Here is a 19,835-nt window from a genome sequence, read left to right as displayed (position 1 = left end):
ACGTCGAGCACAACCGTTTGCCCGTTTCATTTGGTTAGTTTTAACTTCCGAGCCTTTTTTCAATGCTGCCATAATGCATTGATAACAATATGATAACATCATCTTGGGTTACCACCTTTTTGCAGGGAGAAGAATGAAGATGTTGCGATCGCTACAGGCGCTCTGCCTGATGAGCTTTTTTCTGGCGGATGTGCGCGATGGGCTTGGCCCCTTTCTCGGCATTTATCTCACTGAACAGCACTGGCGACCGGATGATATTGGATTTGTGATGACCGCAGGCGGGATCGCGGCGCTGCTGGCGACGGTGCCCGCAGGGATTATGATCGATGCCACGCGCAAAAAGCGCCTGCTGCTGCTCGCCTGCTGCGCGCTGGTCACGCTGGCGACGCTCATGCTCTGGTACAGCACCCGTTATAGCATTGCGATGTTTTCGCAGATTGTTTCCGGGCTGGTCGCCGCGCTGATTGGCCCGTTGGTGGCGGGGATCACGCTGGGCCTGACCGGCCAGCGCGGCTTCACGCGGCAGATGGGCCGCAACGAGGCGTTCAACCACGGCGGCAATATGGTGGCAGCAGTGCTGGCAGGCGGCGCGATGTGGCTGTGGGGCATCGGCGCGGTCTTTGTCCTGATGACGGGCATGGCGGTTTTCACCGCGCTTAGCGTACTGGCGATCCGCGAGCAGGATATCGATCATGACGCGGCGCGCGGCCTTGAAACCGGCGATAAGGCGCAGGTGGTGCCGCAGCTGTCAGTGCTGATGCGCCATCCGGTGCTGCTGACGACCGGCATCACACTGCTGCTGTTTCACCTCGGAAACGCTGCGCTGCTGCCAATGCTCAGCATGCGCGTGGCTGCTATAGGCAGCAGCCTGTGGAGCCCTGGAATCTATGCTGCGGCGACGGTAGTGATTTCGCAATGCGTGATGATCCCGGTCGCCCTTCTGACCTCCGTGCAGGCGCAGCGCTATGGCTACCGGCGGCTTATCCTGATTGCGCTTATTGTACTGCCAGTGCGCGCCGCGCTGGCCGCCAGTTTTGCCGGGCCGTTATCCGTTATTCCGGTGCAAATTCTGGATGGCGTCGCCGCCGGGATCCTGGGTGTGGCGGTGCCGGGCTATATTGTTAACACGCTACGCGGGTCCGGGCACATCAACGCGGGGCAGAGCGTGATTATGCTGATGCAGGGCGCGGGCGCCGCGTTCAGCCCGGCGCTAGCGGGCAGCATCGTCGCGCATTCGTCATGGCGCATGGCGTTTGCGACGCTTGGGGGGGTGGCGCTTGCGGCATTAGTTGTCTGGTGGCGCGCGGCCGGACGGGTATCGGCTACGGCATAATGGCCGCCGCAAACCATCTGCTCAGTATATACTGTTGATATTGCGTTCTTCTTTGTGAGAGTGGCTCATGATCGCTTCCGTCCTTATCGCGCTTGTCGCCGTTATACACATCCATATTCTCGTGCTTGAGATATTTTTGTGGGACACGAAAACAGGCCGCAAGGCCTTTAATCTCAGCGCTGATTTCGCCCGAGACAGCCGGGTGCTAGCCGCCAATCAGGGGCTGTATAACGGTTTTTTAGCGGCGGGATTGTTCTGGGGGCTGTGGCTGGGCGACGGTGGTTTCCATTTTAAACTGTTCTTTCTGGTATGCGTGCTGATTGCGGGTCTGTTTGGCGCAATCACCGCCAGCAGGAAAATTTTTTATGTGCAGGCGCTGCCCGCATTGCTGGCGTTAATTGCGCTGTGGATGGGACTGTAACGGCGCAAGTCGCGCCTGTGCCTCATTCAATAATACCTACCTGCGACTGGCTGTTATACCAGGAGAACAGCACGAAATGCCAGAGCCTTAGCTCTTTGCGGGAAGGGTCGATTAATCTGACGTGTTCCCTGATAATTCACCCAGAAGGCTGTTAGCAATGTCCGTTCCTCGCTCATAGCAGACCAATTCATCGCTCTGGCCTCCCATCGGTCCTCATCCGCTCGTATTTGGCTTTCAGAAGCTCCGCAGGGGTTGGTCCCTTCGGCGATACCGGTGCGGCGAGCGCCCGACGCACTGGCGGAATCGGTTTCCCGGCCAGCACCCGCTTTTCCCACATATCCAGAATGTCGCTGGCCTCACGCTCGAGCTCTTTATGGCTCAACTGGCCATCGGTTCCCCGGCGCCGCAGTTCGAGGCAGATGTGATAATAAATGGGTTTAGGCCACGGATACTGTTCATTGCTCGGATACCGGAACACCAGCTTGCGCCACTTCCAGTATTCGGCCATCACATCAGTGACGGTGATCCCCAGCACGCAGCGCCCTTCCCTGCACCACTTGATGAACTGGCCTGGCGAAGGCAGGAATGGGCGTTCCTGACGGCGCACCATGCGCATGCCGGCTTCAACCTGCTCCAGAGTGGTGATCCCGTTTTCTTTGAAGGCCAGCACCCACTGACGGCGGATCTCGTTCACGTCTTCCTGGCTGCGATTAACCAAGCTTGCTGGGAACGCGGCCGCCAGCTGTACGAACAGCCCGTTGATAATCTGAGCCACCTGCTGCGTTTGTTCGCGTTCGGTGTACTGCTCAGGCATGTTGTGCGCCACGCGGCGAGCCTGTTCCCTGTCAAAATTGCGAATGCTCTCGGCAAGATTTTTCATTCCAGCCCCCCGTCAATCCAGTCGGTGTTATGCAGGTCAACGCCGCCCCGCGATGACTTTGCCGCCCCGGTTGCGCGCAGCCGTTTGGTTGTGAGTTGATCCCACTGCTTGCGCAAACTCGAAGGGCTCAGGATATTGTCTTTCCAGAATTCATCCCTGTTGGCCCACTGGAACAGGTCGCAGATTTCGTAGTGAGTGCGCTTGTCCTGGACGCGCATCAGCCTGATGGTGTTTGCCCATTCAGCCCAGTTTGGTTCGGATAGCGATGCGTTGACGGTGAGAAGCCTGTCGTAAATCCAGCGTGCGGCCTTGAGGTCGTCAGCGGATCCCCATGATTTACCTGCCGGGGTGTATATCCCGGCGGCAGCTTCTGGATGGCGTGAGAGAAACTTTTGAGTTTTCTGGTTTCGGGATTCGTCAGAATTCCGAGACGAGGATATTTTAATATTGTTCTTGTTATAGTCTTGGGTGTCTACCGTTTCCGGGAAGGTTTTTCCCGTTTTCGGTAACACTTTTCCCGATTTCGGGAAGACTTTTCCCGTTTTCGGTTTGTCTAAAATCCAGGCTGAAAGGTCAGTATTTATACCGACCGTTTTCATCACGCCCTGCTTTTGACTGAAGATAATTTTGCGTTCTGCGAGTGACTTGAGCGCATCAGAAACGTGGGAATCACTCAGCCCTGTAAGCTCAGCTATCACCGTGTTCGTAACGCGGTCCTGCTTCTTGTTCCAGCCGTAGGTAAGCCAGATCACCGCCTCAAAACACTGCCACTCCCGGCCTGACATTCTCAGACGGGGCTTAAGCTGTTGGATCTCGTTAGCGACCTTGGTATACCCGTTCGACAGGTCGGCCATACGACCTCCCGGTTGTTCAGTTCTGTGGGGGAAATTGATAATTTCAGCTGTGTTTGACATACTTAGCCCCGCAATTACACTCCGTTTTTGCACCTGAAAGCCGTTGGTGTTCGAGCACCGCGGCTTTCGCCTTTTCTGAAGTCTTCATATCGCCCCCAACATGGTTGTGACCATCGCCAGCAGCGGTGCCGTAAGGTCAGGATCGACACGGAACATCTCAAAAATCCCCTCGCCTAACTCCTTCAGCTTTTCCTTCTTCGGTGCATCGAGCATCAGAGCTTGCTTCGCCTCACTCACCTCTTTTTCCAATCTGGCCATACGGTAGGCAAATGAGTCGTTCTTTACGACACGGTCGCGGTACCGAATCGGTAATACGGACATGATCGCGGGCACCAGGAGTTCGACGTTCTTTCGGTACGACGCGGAGTCTTCTTTGTTGTCGAGCCAGCGGAACAGCTTCACGTTCCAGACATCGGCCTGGCCTGAGAAATCCAAGCCATCAAGTTTAAGTTCTTCCGCCGCTTCTTGGATTTGAAGCGCAACAATTACGCGCCCTTCTGCCGCTGCCCAGGCTCGGACCGCAGAGCAGATATCACGATGATCAATATCCTGCCCTGCATATTCGCTTTGATGACACTGGAATATCAGAGGATTAGAGGAAGCTCTGCTACTCTTTTGAAATGAAACAGTTTGCATAGTTAAGGCTCCTGTTTAGGTAAACCGTCTGTTGGGTTTGGGTAGAGATCTGGGCGCAGCTCGTGCGGAGTTACGCCGGTCATTTTGAAAATGGGGAAAATGTAGTTTGGCGGGACGATCCCATGGTCACGATTCTTCCAGTGACTTACGGACATACTGGTCACACCAAGCGCGATGCTGAGCTTTCTTGCTGATCCAGCGGCTTTAATTGCTTTATCAAGTGCGGACATGTGCTTCTCCTGCTTAATGTTAGCGAAAGTAAACCACAGATTTATATTTTTCGCAAATCTCGAGTTTATTGCGTGTGTAAACCAAATATTTACAATGACACTATGAGAAAAGAAGAACCCAACCTCGTTCTGGTAGAACGCCTTACTGAGATCACCGATCGGGGCGTTACCAAAGCAGACATGGCACGAATAGCTGGAGTAACACCTCAGGCCGTAAATGGCTGGTTCAAAAAAGGCGTGATTAGTAAGAAATCAGCATTGGCCATAGCCGATGCTGTTGGCATTTCTGTCGCCTGGCTACTCGGTGAGGACGTTGGTGAGAAAGATGGACTCAAGCCAGACGAACAGCGCCTGCTCGAGCTTTACCGACAGTTGCCGGAGGAAGAACAACGGAACATGCTTCGCATTTTCGCGCTTCGTTTAAAAGAACTTGATGAGCTGTACGAGAAATACATGAAGGGGCGTGTTCGTTCACAGGATTGACTCATTTGGATTGCTAAAAGGCATACCAAGATAAATAGTATCTTACGCTGCAGAAATGCAGCTTTTTTTTGCAAAAACAAAATTTGCACGTTGTTACATGCATATGTTTTAATGCACGTAATTTCACAACACGAGTAGAGTACCATGACTAAACATATTGATAGCGATGCAGATAATGAGCCTTCAGGAAAAGCAAAAGGCGGTAAAGCAAAAGCTGCAAAAATGACACCTGAAGAAAGAAAGGAAGCTGCCAAAAAAATGGCAGCGGCTAAAAAGGAATTGGCATCACTTCCTGTAGCTGAATATGGATCCTCAGATGCCCCACTACGCATTGGTGATGCTGAGATACAATGCTATGTACTTAGTGATGGCTCACGTGTTCTTTCTCAAAGGGGGGTGTTTTCCGGATTAGGAATGTCTGGTGGTGCTGCTGACCGACTACTTAATTTCGTAGGCGGTGACAGGATAAAACCCTTTTTAAACAATGACATACTGCCGGTTATCGAAAACCCAATAAAATTCAGACACAAAAACGGTGGAGGAGTCGCTTTTGGTTACCCTGCAACCATATTGGCAGACATTTGCGATGCAATTCTCGCGGCCAGAAAAGAAGGAAAGCTTCAAAAACAACAGGAGCATTTAGCTGAACGTGCTGAACTACTCGTTCGTGGCTTTGCTCGAGTTGGTATAGTAGCTCTAATTGATGAAGCAACCGGGTATCAAAAAGCTCGTGAGCGAGATGCACTCGCAAAAATACTTGAAGCTTTTGTTGCTAAAGAATTACAACCATGGGTACATACCTTCCAACCTGATTATTACGAGCAGTTGTGCCGTCTCAGAGGGGTTCCGTATCCACCACAAAAGAAAAATTTTCCATCTTATTTTGGTACATTGACCAACAAAATTGTCTATGACCGACTTGCCCCCGGGTTACGCGATGAGCTAAAGAGCGAAGCAGCTAAAAGTAAGAAGAAGGGGCGTCTGCATCAACATCTTACTCAAGAAATTGGCCATCCCAAGCTCAGAGAGCATTTGTCTTCAGTTGTTACAATCATGAAATTGAGTAAGGATTACGAACACTTTGAGGGTAACTTAGAAATGGTTCATCCTGAGCTGCCTAAAACTGATATTGAATAATTTAACTACCCGGCCGTCGAGTCGGGTTATATTCTTTACCCACCCTCTCTGTTTCCAAGCCGCACTAATGAATCCCCTATCCCGACCTTAGCGTCGGGATTTTTTTCCGCTATATGTCAACCACTTCACATAATCCACACCTATAAACCTCAGATTTACAATTAAAACCAATCACTGGTTGACACAAATATAAACCAGTGATTTAATCACATTTACCAAGACGCACTACGAACCACTAAGGCAGGACGCCCACGAAGTAGCCGCCGACGGCATACGAATAGTCGGATGAGGTGGAGAGATTAACGCGCATCAGGTGTAAACGTTCCGCTGGCCAGCGATAAGGCAAACGAGGGTGAGAATGATTGATTTCGCACGCAAACCAGGACGGCAGCAGGCCGTAAAACTGAACTTCTTCGAGGTGATTCTTCGCCGCTTGTGCTACCTGCTGGCGCAAAAGGGGAATCCAGATGTGTAACTCAACGAAATGCGGGTACTGCGGCAAGCCGGTTGAACCGGAGGAAGTAGTCAAAAGTACCCTTCTCTATCGCAACGGCGCACAGCTGGCGCGCAAAGAAAAAGAATACTGCTCTGAACGTTGTGCTTCGTACGACCAGATGGCCCACGAGGCATAACGTAAAAGCCGCGCAAGGCGGCCCGTACGTCCGGTGCTCCCGACCAAAGTTACACCGGAAAACTACTTAAAAAACCAAAGTTCACCCAATGGGCGCTATCTCTGGCCCGGGGATCTTACATCCAAAAAAGAGGATCTCACATGGAATTTTTCTATGTAGTTAAGGCTACGCAGAAATCTGGCAAAGAAGACGCAGTGATTTGGTTCACTGCGAAATCAGAAGCCCGCGCAAACCTGCAGCTCGATGTTGAGTTAGAAGATGCTGGTATTGAAACCGGCCGCGGTAAGGATTACACCAAGCCGCTTCGCACCGATTTCCCTGTTTACAACGACCTGCCGGAAGAAAGTGCAGTGGATTACACCTGGTGCAAACGCTACGCACTCCAAGACGATGGATGCACCTGGCTGCCAAAGGCTGGTGCTGAGTCGCCTGAAGTCGTGGACAACACTGCCGCACCGGAAACGACCGTTAAAGTCGAAACTATCGTCGAAAGTGTCCCGCTTGAAAACCGCACTCCAGCGGTCCGTTTTGCCATCCACCTGACCTGCGACAAATACCAATCACACATCACTAAAGAGCAGCAGCTGGCTGCCAGCGAAATGTCACTGGATGAAGGTAACACCTATCTCCAGAACCTGCTGCTGGCGAAGAACGACATCCCTGAAGTTGCCGAACTGAGCCTGAACGCTGAGTGGAAACTCGTACAGGCGATAAAGCTGGTATTCGCGCCAGATGAAGCGCACGAAGCTGAAGTAATTGCTGCATTCATGACTGACTGGGTGAGAGCAGATGCCGGCGACCGCAATCAGTTAGTTGAAGAGTGGAGAAGCGGAAAGCTTACTCTTCTCAAATCAGAAAGCACCAGCGACGCCGACGTTACAACTGGTCAGGATCTAAAACCTGATAACGGTATCCAGATTGACGAAAGTGATGACGAAACCACACGTTATCCAGTCGTTCGTATGCCGTTCCGCAAGCAGCTACTCGCCCAGTTCACCGGCGATGAACTGCGCCACCACTTAACCCGCGAAGAGTACGAAGCTATCAGCGCGCTGGAGATGGACACTGACAACAGCTATGTCCAGAACCTGGTGCTGGCGGCAGAAAACTGCGAAGAAATGAAGGGTTACGATACCAAAGACCTGTGGCGCTATACCGACGCCATTCGCAAGGTGTTCAGCCAGGATAAGCGCCACGAACTCGCTTTGGTACTTCGTTTTACCCGCATCTGGGCGGCGACTTATTATATTGACCGCGGAATTCTCGTTCGCGAGTGGGCAGCCGGTAATCGCATCAGTAATGTTCAGCGCACTGATTCTGGGACCAATGCAGACGGTGGCTATGTAACGGATCGCGGCGAAGGCGCGCACCACACTCTGGACACTCTCGATCTTGAGATCGCATGCGCCCTACTGCCTATGGACTTCCACCACTTCGAAATTCCTTCGAGCGTGTTACGACGCGCCAAAGAAATCGTGGCTAAGAAAGAAGAACCATGGAAGTCATGGAGCGCCATCCTGCGTAATCAGCCCGGCGTACTAGCGGTGAACCGTGCGGCAATCTTCAATCTTATCCGCATCGCGCCGGAAAATATCCACCACACGCCAGCGGCGCATCTTGAGTTCGTGAATAAAACCATGACGGCTGAATTTAACTCTGCTGTGGAATTACTGCCGTTGCCTACTCCTGTAGTTGAGGCTGAAGCCCCAGCTGAACAACCGCAGGTTGAAAATCTCGGTAGTGGCGTGTTCTCCATCGATGGCCTGGTGGTTGGAAATACCGCCCCGGTCATCGATATCCCCTCAAATGAAGTCGAAAAAACGGAAAACGCAACGGAGACCACCAGCGATGTGCAGATGGAAACGACTCAGCCAGAGAAAGTCGAAAATACTGATCCGGTACAACCAGGCAAAGGCGCTGATGCAGCTAATAAGCAAGCAGTTACCGTAGCGCCGGAAGAGCAGCAGTCAGAGCCAGTAATCGAATACCCGGCTTGCTTCGAGCCTGGCCGCTACGAATGTCTGCCGAATGAGGTTTATCACGCAGCAAACGGTATTAGCTCAACCCAGGTAAAAGATGCCCGCGTCAGCCTGATGTACTTCAACGCGCGCCATGTGGCTAAAACTATCCCGCGCACAGCATCCAAAGTGCTGGACATGGGAAACCTGGTGCACGCCCTTGCATTGCAGCCGGAAAACCTCGAAGCAGAGTTCAGCGTAGAACCAGAGATCCCTGAAGATGCGTTTACGACCACCGCTACTCTGCGTGAGTTCATCGACGGGTACAACGCCAGCCTGCCGGCACTGCTGAGCGCTGACGAGATTAAAGCGTTACTTGAAGAACATAACGCATCCCTTCCCGCTCCAGTGCCGCTTGGCGCCAGCCTGGAAGAAACGGCTCAAAGCTATATGGCTCTCCCTGCTGAGTATCAGCGTATTGAAGAAGGCCAGAAGCAGACAGCAGCGGCAATGAAGGCATGCATTAAAGAGTACAACGCAACCCTGCCCATGCCGGTTAAAACCAGCGGCAGCCGTGATGCGTTACTTGAGCAATTAGCAATCATCAATCCAGACCTGGTGGCGCAGGAAGCGCAGAAACCGACGCCGCTGAAAGTCTCCGGCTGCAAAGCAGACATGATCCAGGCTGTTAAATCAGTTAAGCCCGATGCCGTGTTCGCAGACGAGCTGCTGGATGCCTGGCGCGACAACCCTGGCGAAAAGATTCTGGTTACCCGCCAGCAGCTGGCCACAGCGCGGGCAATTCAGTCTGCACTCCTGGGGCACCCGACCGCCGGCATGCTGCTGACACATCCAAGCCGCGCCGTTGAAGTGAGCTATTTCGGTTTCGACGACGAAACCGGATTAGAAGTGCGTGTACGCACTGACCTCGAGATTGAACTGGACGGCGTGCGTATCGGTGCTGACCTGAAAACCATCAGCATGTGGAATGTGAAGCAAGAAAGCCTGCGCGCCAGGCTGCACCGGGAAATCATAGACCGTGACTATCACCTCAGCGCTGCTATGTATTGCGAGACCGCGGCGCTGGACCAGTTCTTCTGGATTTTCGTCAACAAAGACGAGAACTACCACTGGATCGCCATCATCGAGGCATCCACAGAACTGCTGGAACTGGGCATGCTCGAGTACCGCAAAACTATGCGCGCCATTGCCACAGGATTCGACACAGGCGAATGGCCAGCGCCGATCACTACCGATTACACCGATGAACTGAACGATTTCGACCTGCGCCGCCTCGAAGCGCTGCGTGCTCAGGCTTAAGGGGGATTTATGCATAACACAAACGTTACCGTTGCTGACCAGAATACCGTTATTAACTCCAACGTGGCTTTGTTCGATTCCCAGTATCTGAACGCCATCAGCACGTTCGCGCAGATCATGGCGCAAGGAATCGCGACCGTTCCTAAACACCTTCAGGGTAATCAGGCCGACTGCATGGCTGTAGCGATGCAAGCAGCACAGTGGCAGATGAATCCCTTTGCCGTGGCGCAGAAAACGCACCTGATTAACGGTGTGCTCGGGTATGAAGCGCAGCTGGTTAATGCCGTAATTTCACGCAGCGGCGTGCTGGCCAGCCGCTTTGAATATGAATGGTACGGGCCATGGGAAAAGGTAGTTGGAAAATTCAATATCCGTAAAGGCGACAAAGGCGAGTACCGCGTCCCGGGCTGGACCCTGGCTGACGAAGCCAGGATCGGCATTATTATCCGCGCAACCCTGAAAGGTGAAGATCAGCCAAGGGAACTCGATTTGCTGCTGGCTCAGGCCCGTACCCGAAATTCTACCCTCTGGGCTGACGACCCTCGCCAGCAACTGGCGTACCTGGCTGTCAAACGCTGGGCGAGGCTGTTCTGCCCGGATGTGATTCTGGGCGTCTACACCCCGGATGAACTCGATGATCGCCGTGAAGAACGAGAGGTAAACCCCGTACCGGCGCAGCACGTAAGCCTTGCAGACATTTCAGGTGACAACGTCACTACTACTCAAACGGCTCAGGAATCAGCTCAAAACATCGATGCACTTGCTGATGATTTCCGTGATCGCATCGAGGCGGCTCAGGATGTGGATAGCGCTAAAGCTCTGCGCGCAGATATTGAAACCGTCAAAGCAACGCTGGGTTCTGCCCTGTTCACTGAGCTGAAAAACAAGGCCGTGAAGCGTTATTACCTGGTTGATGCACGGAACAAAGTCGAAGCAGCCATCAATTCCTTGCCACCTTCAGATGAGCCCGATGCAGCTGAGCGGTTCGCAGAAGTAGAGCGCGTTCTTGCATCGTCGAAACGTCATCTGGGCGACGAACTGCATAGTCAGTTCAGCATTACCCTGGCGGATATGAAACCGGAATACATGGACTAACGAGATCGGGAGGGGAAACCCTCCCTCAAGGAGAAGAAATGCGACTGATTAATCGAGGCAGTAAGCAATCCCCTTTAGCTCGCCAGGCATGTGAAATCGCACTCGCAGCCCACCAGCAAAGATATGGTGACTATGGGCGTAGCAAGATGAAAGAGACCTATACGGTGAAAGTGGAAGGCGTGAAGGTCTGGGTTGAAGTGGTCAACTGCAAGGCAAGCTACGTGGCCACAGCAATGACTGGCATGCGCCGACTACGTTCCCTGCCCGGCCAGGCAAACTGAAACTGAAATATCAACGACTAAAGACCGGCATATCTATACTCATGCCGGTTACCTGAGGTGAACTATGTCGCAGGTAATTTACGATTCAGAATGGGGCGTTGCTTCAAAACTAAAAGAGAAGACAGGCCTTACCGATCGTCAGATTAAAAGCTATCGCCAAACCTCCTGGGTAGAAGGTGTTCATTTTAAGAGAATCCCATTGGATGGAAGCAGCTCCGAAGAGCGAGGACTTGTCTGGTACAACATCCCAAACATTAACAGGTTTGTGAAGGAGGCATAATGGCTGCAATGCCAACGGGTGTTGAGATCCATAACAATAAAATACGAATTAGTTTCAAGTTTCAGGGCGTTAGATGCCGAGAAACATTGAAAGGATGGATCGTAAATGCTTCGAATCTCAAAAAAGCCGGGAATCTAAGGGCCAAAATTGTTAGCGAGATTCAGCTGGGTACTTTTGACTACCGGGGCGTGTTTCCGGAGTCAAAGGTAGCAGCAAAGTTTTATGCATCTAAAAATATTACGACGTTCGCCGAACTTGCATCAGCCTGGTATGAAAACCATAAAATCGATCTCTCCCCCAATGCCACAAGAAGCTATGGGATAGCTGTAAGAACGTTAACAAAACTAATTGGCCCTGATACGCTGGTTGCATCCATCACCAACAGCGACATTCTGGGCTGGAGAAAGGAATTACTGACTGGCGAGACCAACTATGCTCCCGAAAAGAGGAGAAATAAAACCGGCCGCGCCGTTAGAACAGTAGATTATTATCTGGCCATCCTGCGACAAATCCTCGACTATGCGGTTAAAAATAAAGTCATTTCATATCAACCATATGTCGGAATAAAAAGGCTTCGCAAAGGGCAAACAAAACCAGATCCGCTTCTGAGACATGAGTTTGAGCAGTTGAAAGAGACTGCTCCGGCTCAGCAGAAAAACATGTGGCAATTTTTCGCTTATACCGGCGTTCGGCCCGGGGAGCTTTGCGCTCTTGCCTGGGAGGATATCGATCTTAATTCCGGCGAAGCTACGATTGCACGCAATCTAACTCAGGAAGGTTTGTTTGGACCACCCAAAACCGAACCTGGATACCGGACGATAAAGTTACTGGAGCCGGCTCTGGAGGCTTTGCGAGCTCAAAAGGAACTTACCGGGAGTGCCCCTAAGGTACCAATCACTTTTCACCACCGGGAGTTCGGTAAAACGGAAACGCAGAAACTGCACTTTGTGTTTATGCCTCGACCTCAGAAAGGCAAGCAAGCTGCGTACTATTCAGTCAGCTCAATTGTGTCACTATGGGATATTACTGTAAGACGATCGGGCATTCGCCGCAGACGCCCCTATCAGCTGCGTCATACATACGCGTGCTGGATGTTGTCGGCAGGTGCTAATCCTGCTTTTATAGCGAATCAGATGGGTCATGAGAATGCAGAGATGGTCTTCCATGTATACTCTGCGTGGATAAATGCTCTCGATAGCGATCAGGTATCATTTTTGAATCAGCGCTTTGGCGGATATGCAAATGCCCCTATAATGCCCCTGAAGGTAAAAACAAAGTAGTTAATTACTTGATTTTCCGGTGATATTTAATGAAAAAGCTGTTTGTGCAGTTTTATCTCCTGCTGTTTGTCTGCTTTCTGGTAATGACCATGCTGGTTGGGCTGGTCTATAAATTTACCGCCGAACGCGCGGGCAGACAGTCGCTGGATGATTTGATGAAGAGCTCGCTCTATCTGATGCGCAGCGAGCTGCGTGAGATCCCCCCGCACGACTGGGCCAGAACCCTCAAAGAGCTGGATCTTAACCTGTCATTTGATCTGCGCATTGAACCGATGAAGGATTTCGATTTAGACCCGCCGACCATGCAGCGCCTGCGTGATGGTGACATCGTGGCGCTGGACGAAAAATACACCTTTATTCAGCGCATCCCGCGCAGCCACTACGTTCTGGCCGTGGGGCCCGTTCCCTATCTTTACTATCTGCACCAGATGCGCCTGCTGGACATGGCGCTGCTGGCATTTATTGCCATTTCGCTGGCCTTACCGGTGTTCATCTGGATGCGGCCACACTGGCAGGACATGCTAAAGCTGGAATCCGCCGCGCAGCGTTTCGGCGACGGGCACTTTACGGAGCGCATTCACTTCGACAGCGGTTCCAGTTTTGACCGGCTGGGCGTGGCCTTCAACCAGATGGCTGATAATATTAATGCGCTAATTGCCAGCAAGAAACAGTTAATCGACGGGATCGCTCACGAGCTGCGAACGCCGCTGGTTCGTCTGCGCTACCGCCTGGAGATGAGCGAAAATCTCACCGAGGCAGAGAACCAGGCGCTGAATCGCGATATTGGCCAGCTGGAAGCGCTCATCGAGGAGCTGCTAACCTATGCCCGCCTCGATCGGCCGCAAAACGAGCTGAATCTCAGCACGCCGGACCTGCCCGCCTGGCTGCAGACGCATATTGATGATGTACAGAGCGTAAATCCGCAGCGGACGCTGCTAACCGCTATCGCTCCCGGTGATTACGGCGCGCTGGATATGCGCCTGATGGAGCGCGTGCTGGACAACCTGCTCAATAACGCCATGCGCTACAGCGAAAGCACGCTGCGGATTGGTTTAGATTTGCAGGGAAATCAGGCCAGCCTAACCGTTGACGACGATGGCCCGGGCATCGCCCCGGAAGCGCGTGAAACCGTCTTCGAGCCGTTTGTACGCCTCGATCCCAGCCGCGATCGCGCTACCGGCGGCTGCGGCCTGGGGCTGGCGATTGTCTATTCCATCGCGCAGGCGATGGGCGGAACCGTTCGCTGTGACGAAAGCCCGTCAGGCGGCGCGCGCTTCTGCTTTAGCTGGCCGGTTTACCATAACATCGTCCTTCCCCAACCTGCCTGACCATAACCGCACGCTGGCCTGACCCGGTGTGCTGTGCTATACCGTAAGTATGTTGTAACTAATTAAGGAAAATCATGGCGACGTACGACCTCCTGGAAAGGCTAAACGCCACATTTCGGGAAATAGAACACGAGCTGCTCAGCCTCGCTGACCATTTGCAGTCCTGCCGTCTGTTGGCCGCGCGGGTATTCAGCCTGCCAGACGTGGCAAAAGGTGCCGAGCACGATCCGCTGGAAACAATCGAGGTGAAACAGCACATCGGCAAATCGGCGCTGGAGATGACGCTGCAGCACTATCGCCGACTGTTCATCCAACAGCAGTCAGAACATCGCAGCAGCAAAGCGGCGGTTCGCCTGCCCGGCGTGATTTGTCTGCAAACGGAGACCGCGGCGCGCGAGGCGCTGGAAGCGCAGATTGCGCATATCAACGCGCTAAAAGCCGCGTTTGAAAAGATCGTCACCGAGGAGTCTGGCCTTGCCCCGGCGGCCCGCTTCGAGTGGGTGCATCGCCAGCTTCCGGGCCTCATTACCCTTAACGCCTATCGTTCGCTGACGGTACTCCGCCACCCCGCCACGCTCCGTTTTGGCTGGGCCAACAAGCACATCATCAAAAACTTCACCCGCGATGAGATCCTTGCCCAGCTGGAAAAAAGCCTGAAGGCGCCGCGCACGGTCGCGCCGTGGTCGCGCGAGCAGTGGATTGAGCGCCTGGAGCAGGAGTATCACAGTATCGCATCGCTTCCGGCCAGCACGCGCCTTAAAATCAAACGTCCGGTGAAGGTTCAGCCCATCGCCCGCGTCTGGTATTCCGGCCAGCAAAAGCAGGTGCAATACGCCTGCCCTACGCCGCTGATTGCGCTATATGATGCCGACCAGGGGGCGGTGGTGCCGGATATTGGTGAACTGTTGAATTACGATGCCGAAAACGTTCAGCATCGCTATAAGCCCCAGGCGCAGCCGCTGCAGTTGATTATCCCGCGGCTGCACCTGTACGTGGCGGAGTGATTACTTCATGCTGCCAACCATCGCTTCCGGACGGACCCAGGCATCAAACTCGGCGTCCGTCAGGTAGCCCAGCGCCAGCGCCGAAGCTTTGAGCGTCAGCCCTTCCTTGTGCGCTTTCTTGGCGATTTCGGCGGCCTTATCGTAGCCGATATGGGTATTGAGCGCCGTCACCAGCATCAGCGATTCATTCAGCAATTGGCCGATCCGTTCGCGATTCGGCTCAATCCCCACCGCGCAGTGTTCGTTAAAGCTCTCCATGCCGTCCGCCAGCAGGCGTACGGATTGAAGAACGTTGTGGATCACCATCGGGCGATAGACGTTAAGCTCAAAGTTACCGGATGCGCCCCCCATGTTGACGGCCACGTCGTTGCCCATCACCTGACAGCAGAGCATGGTCATGGCCTCACACTGGGTCGGGTTCACTTTACCCGGCATGATGGAGCTGCCCGGCTCGTTCTCCGGAATGCTGATTTCGCCAATGCCGCAGCGCGGGCCGGAAGCCAGCCAGCGCACGTCGTTGGCAATCTTCATCAGCGACGCCGCCAGCCCTTTCAGTGCGCCGTGAACGTGGACCAGCGCATCGCAGGTTGCCAGCGCTTCGAACTTGTTTGGCGCCGTCATAAACGGCTGTCCGGTGATGTTTGCCAGCTCTTCCGCCACGCGCACCGCGTATTCCGGATGGGTATTTAACCCGGTTCCGACCGCCGTCCCGCCGAGCGCCAGCTCCGCCAGATGCGGCAGGCCGTGATCGATGTGCTTCAGGTTGTGTTCAAGCATCGCCACCCAGCCGGAAATCTCCTGGCCGAGCGTTAGCGGCGTGGCGTCCTGCAGGTGCGTACGGCCAATTTTGACGATATCGCGGAAGGCCTGCGCCTTTTCATTAAGCGTGGTTTTCAGCACGTTCAGCTGCGGGACGAGCTGCTCGCGGATGGCAATCACCGCCGCCACGTGCATCGCCGTCGGGAAAACGTCGTTTGAGCTTTGGCTCTTGTTAACGTCATCGTTCGGGTGAACCTTACGCTCCATGCCGCGCACGCCGCCCAGCAGTTCGCTTGCCCGGTTCGCCAGCACCTCGTTCATGTTCATGTTGCTCTGGGTGCCGGAACCGGTCTGCCAGATGGCGAGGGGGAATTCATCGGGGTGCTTACCGGCCAGGACCTCATCAGCGGCATTAATGATGGCCGCGGCTTTGTCCGCTGCCAGCAGCCCCAAATCCTGATTGACCCTGGCTGCCGCGCGCTTGGTCAGCGCCAGCGCCTGGATCAGCGAGACGGGCATTTTTTCGGTAGAGATACGGAAATGCTCCAGCGAACGCTGGGTTTGCGCGCCCCATAGCCTGTCAGCCGGGACGTCAATCGCGCCCATCGAGTCTTTCTCATGGCGTACCGTTGTCATTACTTTCTCCTTGATAACAAAAGAGGGATTGCTCACATGCTTAAGAGATAAGTATTGATGACTTCTGAGGACTTATATGGCGCTTTGTGCGCTCTTATTGGTGTCGGGTGGCGGCTTCGCCTTACCCGACCTACGAGAATGTAGGCCGGGTAAGCGTCAGCGCCACCCGGCAATTTACAGAATTACTTCACGCACGCCGAACACTGAGAAGACTGGATCTGTTTGAAGAAGTCGTTGCCTTTGTCATCCACCAGGATAAACGCCGGGAAGTCTTCCACTTCAATTTTCCAGATCGCTTCCATGCCCAGTTCCGGGTACTCCACGCACTCCAGGCTCTTGATGCTGCCCTGCGCCAGAACCGCAGCCGGGCCGCCGATGCTGCCGAGGTAGAAGCCGCCGTGCTTGTGGCAGGCGTCCGTCACCTGCTGGCTGCGATTGCCTTTCGCCAGCATGATCATGCTGCCGCCGTTGGCCTGAAGCTGGTCAACGTAAGAGTCCATACGGCCCGCCGTGGTTGGGCCTAGCGAGCCTGAGGCATAGCCTTCAGGCGTTTTCGCCGGGCCCGCGTAGTAAATCGGATGATCTTTAACGTACTGCGGCAGCCCCTCGCCGTTGTCCAGACGCTCTTTCAGCTTCGCGTGCGCGATGTCGCGCCCAACGATAATCGTGCCGTTCAGGGAGAGTCGCGTCGAAACCGGGTACTGCGAAAGCTGCGCCAGAATCTCTTTCATCGGACGGTTAAGGTCAACGTGAACCGCTTCCCCCTCGCCCGCTTTACGCAGTTCTTCCGGGATGTATTTCCCCGGGTTGTTCTCGAGTTTTTCGATCCACACGCCCTGGCGGTTGATCTTCGCCTTGATGTTGCGGTCCGCCGAGCAGGAGACGCCCATGCCGACCGGGCAGGATGCGCCGTGGCGCGGCAGGCGGATCACGCGGATGTCGTGCGCGAAGTATTTACCGCCAAACTGCGCGCCGAGCCCCAGATTTTGCGCTTCGGTCAGCAGCTCCTGCTCAAGCTGAACGTCGCGGAACGCCTGACCGTGCTCGTTACCTTCGGTTGGCAGGCCGTCATAATATTTGGTTGAGGCCAGCTTGACGGTTTTCAGGGTGCTTTCCGCCGAAGTACCGCCGATCACGAAGGCGATATGGTACGGCGGGCACGCTGCGGTGCCGAGGGTACGCATCTTCTCAACCAGGTAGTTTTTCAGCTTGCCCGGGGTGAGCAAAGCTTTGGTTTCCTGGTAGAGGTAGGTTTTGTTGGCTGAACCGCCGCCCTTGGCGATGCAGAGGAATTTGTACTCGTCACCGTCGACGCTGTAGAGATCGATCTGCGCCGGCAGGTTGGTACCGGTGTTGACCTCTTTATACATATCCAGCGCCGCGTTTTGCGAGTAGCGCAGGTTATCTTCGATGTAGGTGTTGTAGACGCCGTGCGCCAGCGCAGCTTCATCACCGCCGCCGGTCCAGACGCGCTGGCCCTTTTTACCGACGATAATCGCGGTGCCGGTATCCTGGCAGGTTGGCAGAATGCCCTTTGCCGCAATATCCGAGTTGCGCAGGAACTGCAGCGCAACGTACTTATCGTTCTCGCTGGCCTGCGGATCGCTCAGGATATCGGCAACCTGCTGCTGGTGCGCCGGGCGAAGCATAAAGGAAGCGTCGTGGAAAGCGTGCTGCGCCAGGAGGGTCAGCGCCTGCGGGTCAACCTTAAGGATTTCCTGCCCTTCGAATTCGGAGACGGAAACGTGATCGGGGGTTAACAGGTAATACTCGGTCCGATCCTTACTGAGGGGGAAAGGATCCTGATAATGGAATGGTTTGTTCGACATTGTTCTCTCACTTACTGCGTAGGTCTGATTATTCAGGGCAGATGTTCCGCTGCCCGGCTTAAAAGCGAGTTAGCTTATCCTACACAATTTTTTAACAAAAACTGAGACTAGTACGACTTTTTACATCCGAAGGTTACTTCCACGCGGTTTATTGCTTTAATACCCGAAGTTAATTCCACATTTGAATCAGGGCTTGATAATGCAAAAACTCATCAACTCAGTGCAAAACTACGCCTGGGGAAGTAAAACTGCGTTAACGGATCTCTACGGGGTCGCCAATCCGGACAACCTGCCGATGGCAGAACTGTGGATGGGCGCGCACCCGAAGAGCAGCTCAAAAATTGAAGACGCCAGCGGCCAGGTTCGCAGCCTGCGTGACGTGATTGATGGCGATAAGGCCGCACTGCTCGGCGACAAGGTTGCCAGCCGCTTTGGTGAACTGCCGTTCCTGTTTAAGGTGCTGTGCGCCGACCAGCCTCTCTCCATTCAGGTTCACCCGAACAAGAAAGCCTCAGAAATCGGCTTTGCGAAAGAGAACGCGGCGGGCATCCCGTTAGACGCCGCCGAGCGTAACTACAAAGATCCAAACCATAAGCCTGAGCTGGTTTTCGCCCTCACCCCGTTCCTGGCCATGAACGCGTTCCGCGAGTTCTCTGAGATCGTCTCGCTGCTGCAGCCTGTTGCTGGCGCGAACAAGGCGATTGCCCATTTCCTCGAAAACCCCAATGCCGAGGGTCTGAGCCAGCTTTTCGCCAGCCTGCTGAATATGCAGGGGGAAGAGAAATCTCACGCCCTGGCGGTGCTGAAAGCGACGCTGAACGGCCAGCAGGGCGAGCCGTGGGACACCATTCGCCTGATATCCGCGTTCTACCCGGACGACAGCGGCCTGTTCTCCCCGCTGCTGCTGAACGTGGTCAAGCTGAACCCGGGCGACGCGATGTTCCTGTTTGCTGAAACCCCGCACGCCTATCTGCAGGGCGTGGCGCTGGAGGTAATGGCTAACTCGGATAACGTGCTGCGCGCAGGCCTGACGCCGAAATATATCGATATTCCCGAGCTGGTCGCCAACGTGAAGTTCGTGGCGAAGCCTGCCGACGAACTGCTGACTCAGCCGCTGAAAAACGGCGCTGAGCTGGACTTCCCTATTCCTGTCGATGATTTTGCCTTCTCCCTGCACGACCTGAGCCAGGCAGAAACGGCGATTGCGCAGGACAGCGCGGCGATCCTGTTCTGTGTGGAAGGCGAAGCGGTTCTGCATAAGGGGGAGCAGCGTCTGGCGCTGAAGCCGGGCGAGTCGGCCTTTGTCGCGGCGAATGAGTCTCCTGTTCGCATCAGCGGCCACGGTCGTCTGGCCCGCGTTTTCAATAAGCTTTAAGGACTTACTGAATTTTTTAACAAC

Annotated in this window: 19 protein-coding genes and 1 pseudogene; 14 read left to right on the top strand and 6 right to left on the bottom strand. The window is 54.1% G+C overall.

Translation table 11 applies throughout. The features are described from left to right. Nucleotides 1-139 precede the first annotated feature (139 nt). Both VPX56_RS10215 and VPX56_RS10210 read left to right on the top strand, forming a co-directional pair. Nucleotides 140-1,333 carry an MFS transporter gene (locus VPX56_RS10215; RefSeq protein ID WP_119937819.1) on the top strand — a complete coding sequence of 398 codons (1,194 nt, stop codon included), beginning with the start codon at nucleotides 140-142 and terminating at the stop codon, nucleotides 1,331-1,333. 67 nt (nucleotides 1,334-1,400) lie between these two features. After that, nucleotides 1,401-1,754, top strand: coding sequence for a DUF1304 domain-containing protein (locus VPX56_RS10210; RefSeq protein ID WP_326471507.1), 354 nt, complete (start codon nucleotides 1,401-1,403; stop codon nucleotides 1,752-1,754). 187 nt (nucleotides 1,755-1,941) lie between these two features. Here VPX56_RS10210 and VPX56_RS10200 read toward each other — a convergent pair whose 3' ends face one another. The 4 genes from VPX56_RS10200 to VPX56_RS10185 all read right to left on the bottom strand — a co-directional run bounded on the left by VPX56_RS10200 (nucleotide 1,942) and on the right by VPX56_RS10185 (nucleotide 4,414). Then, complete coding sequence (locus VPX56_RS10200; protein WP_326471505.1) at nucleotides 1,942-2,634, bottom strand: replication protein P; 693 nt, start codon at nucleotides 2,632-2,634, stop codon at nucleotides 1,942-1,944. Beyond that, nucleotides 2,631-3,548 carry a replication protein gene (locus VPX56_RS10195; protein WP_326471503.1) on the bottom strand — a complete coding sequence of 306 codons (918 nt, stop codon included), beginning with the start codon at nucleotides 3,546-3,548 and terminating at the stop codon, nucleotides 2,631-2,633. Before VPX56_RS10195 ends, VPX56_RS10200 begins: the two co-directional genes overlap by 4 nt. 84 nt (nucleotides 3,549-3,632) lie before the next feature. After that, nucleotides 3,633-4,184 (bottom strand): toxin YdaT family protein, encoded by a 552-nt coding sequence (locus tag VPX56_RS10190; protein WP_326471501.1) that lies wholly within the window; start codon nucleotides 4,182-4,184, stop codon nucleotides 3,633-3,635. Nucleotides 4,185-4,186: 2 nt separating this feature from the next. Next, entirely contained in the window at nucleotides 4,187-4,414 is a 228-nt protein-coding gene (locus tag VPX56_RS10185) for a transcriptional regulator (RefSeq protein WP_044596538.1), read from the bottom strand. Nucleotides 4,415-4,516: 102 nt separating this feature from the next. Here VPX56_RS10185 and VPX56_RS10180 point away from each other — a divergent pair, with 102 nt between their 5' ends. The 11 genes and pseudogenes from VPX56_RS10180 to tus all read left to right on the top strand — a co-directional run bounded on the left by VPX56_RS10180 (nucleotide 4,517) and on the right by tus (nucleotide 15,212). Beyond that, nucleotides 4,517-4,897 carry a helix-turn-helix domain-containing protein gene (locus VPX56_RS10180; RefSeq protein WP_224065705.1) on the top strand — a complete coding sequence of 127 codons (381 nt, stop codon included), beginning with the start codon at nucleotides 4,517-4,519 and terminating at the stop codon, nucleotides 4,895-4,897. A 144-nt stretch (nucleotides 4,898-5,041) separates the two neighbouring features. Continuing rightward, nucleotides 5,042-6,034, top strand: coding sequence for a P63C domain-containing protein (locus VPX56_RS10175; RefSeq protein ID WP_224065706.1), 993 nt, complete (start codon nucleotides 5,042-5,044; stop codon nucleotides 6,032-6,034). A gap of 319 nt (nucleotides 6,035-6,353) precedes the next feature. Further along, nucleotides 6,354-6,509, top strand: a pseudogene (locus VPX56_RS10170) (hypothetical protein); the annotation flags it as partial. After that, the gene (locus tag VPX56_RS10165) at nucleotides 6,502-6,666 is read left to right on the top strand and encodes a YdaE family protein (protein ID WP_061098049.1); all 165 of its coding nucleotides are present in this window, start codon (nucleotides 6,502-6,504) and stop codon (nucleotides 6,664-6,666) included. The pseudogene VPX56_RS10170 and the gene VPX56_RS10165, both read left to right, overlap by 8 nt. Nucleotides 6,667-6,806: 140 nt before the next feature. Then, nucleotides 6,807-9,944 carry a RecE family exodeoxyribonuclease gene (locus VPX56_RS10160; RefSeq protein ID WP_326471494.1) on the top strand — a complete coding sequence of 1,046 codons (3,138 nt, stop codon included), beginning with the start codon at nucleotides 6,807-6,809 and terminating at the stop codon, nucleotides 9,942-9,944. A 9-nt stretch (nucleotides 9,945-9,953) separates the two neighbouring features. Next, nucleotides 9,954-11,039, top strand: a complete 1,086-nt coding sequence (locus VPX56_RS10155; protein ID WP_326471492.1) for a RecT family recombinase — start codon at nucleotides 9,954-9,956, stop codon at nucleotides 11,037-11,039. 38 nt (nucleotides 11,040-11,077) lie between these two features. Next, nucleotides 11,078-11,320, top strand: coding sequence for a DUF4060 family protein (locus VPX56_RS10150; RefSeq protein ID WP_048979543.1), 243 nt, complete (start codon nucleotides 11,078-11,080; stop codon nucleotides 11,318-11,320). Between the two features lie 64 nt (nucleotides 11,321-11,384). Further along, nucleotides 11,385-11,600, top strand: coding sequence for an excisionase family protein (gene xisR, locus VPX56_RS10145; RefSeq protein WP_047647992.1), 216 nt, complete (start codon nucleotides 11,385-11,387; stop codon nucleotides 11,598-11,600). After that, entirely contained in the window at nucleotides 11,600-12,880 is a 1,281-nt protein-coding gene (locus VPX56_RS10140) for a site-specific integrase (protein ID WP_326471489.1), read from the top strand. The genes xisR and VPX56_RS10140 overlap by 1 nt, the downstream gene beginning before the upstream one ends. 29 nt (nucleotides 12,881-12,909) lie before the next feature. Further along, nucleotides 12,910-14,208 carry a two-component system sensor histidine kinase RstB gene (rstB, locus tag VPX56_RS10135; protein WP_326471487.1) on the top strand — a complete coding sequence of 433 codons (1,299 nt, stop codon included), beginning with the start codon at nucleotides 12,910-12,912 and terminating at the stop codon, nucleotides 14,206-14,208. A gap of 74 nt (nucleotides 14,209-14,282) precedes the next feature. Continuing rightward, nucleotides 14,283-15,212, top strand: coding sequence for a DNA replication terminus site-binding protein (gene tus, locus VPX56_RS10130; RefSeq protein WP_131634497.1), 930 nt, complete (start codon nucleotides 14,283-14,285; stop codon nucleotides 15,210-15,212). On the opposite strand, the gene fumC is transcribed toward tus, so the two are convergent. Further along, nucleotides 15,213-16,607, bottom strand: coding sequence for a class II fumarate hydratase (fumC, locus tag VPX56_RS10125; RefSeq protein ID WP_326471484.1), 1,395 nt, complete (start codon nucleotides 16,605-16,607; stop codon nucleotides 15,213-15,215). A gap of 182 nt (nucleotides 16,608-16,789) precedes the next feature. Then, on the bottom strand, nucleotides 16,790-18,436 hold the full coding sequence (gene fumA, locus VPX56_RS10120; RefSeq protein ID WP_131634495.1) for a class I fumarate hydratase FumA: 1,647 nt from the start codon (nucleotides 18,434-18,436) through the stop codon (nucleotides 16,790-16,792). Between the two features lie 199 nt (nucleotides 18,437-18,635). Between fumA and manA the strand changes: the two genes are divergently transcribed. Continuing rightward, nucleotides 18,636-19,811, top strand: a complete 1,176-nt coding sequence (gene manA, locus VPX56_RS10115) for a mannose-6-phosphate isomerase (protein WP_326471482.1) — start codon at nucleotides 18,636-18,638, stop codon at nucleotides 19,809-19,811. Nucleotides 19,812-19,835: the final 24 nt, after the last annotated feature.

Source organism: Enterobacter wuhouensis (assembly GCF_035835995.1).
GTDB lineage: Bacteria > Pseudomonadota > Gammaproteobacteria > Enterobacterales > Enterobacteriaceae > Enterobacter > Enterobacter wuhouensis.
The sequence above is the reverse complement of the archived record's forward strand: the minus strand, read 5'-3'. Positions and strand labels throughout refer to the sequence as shown.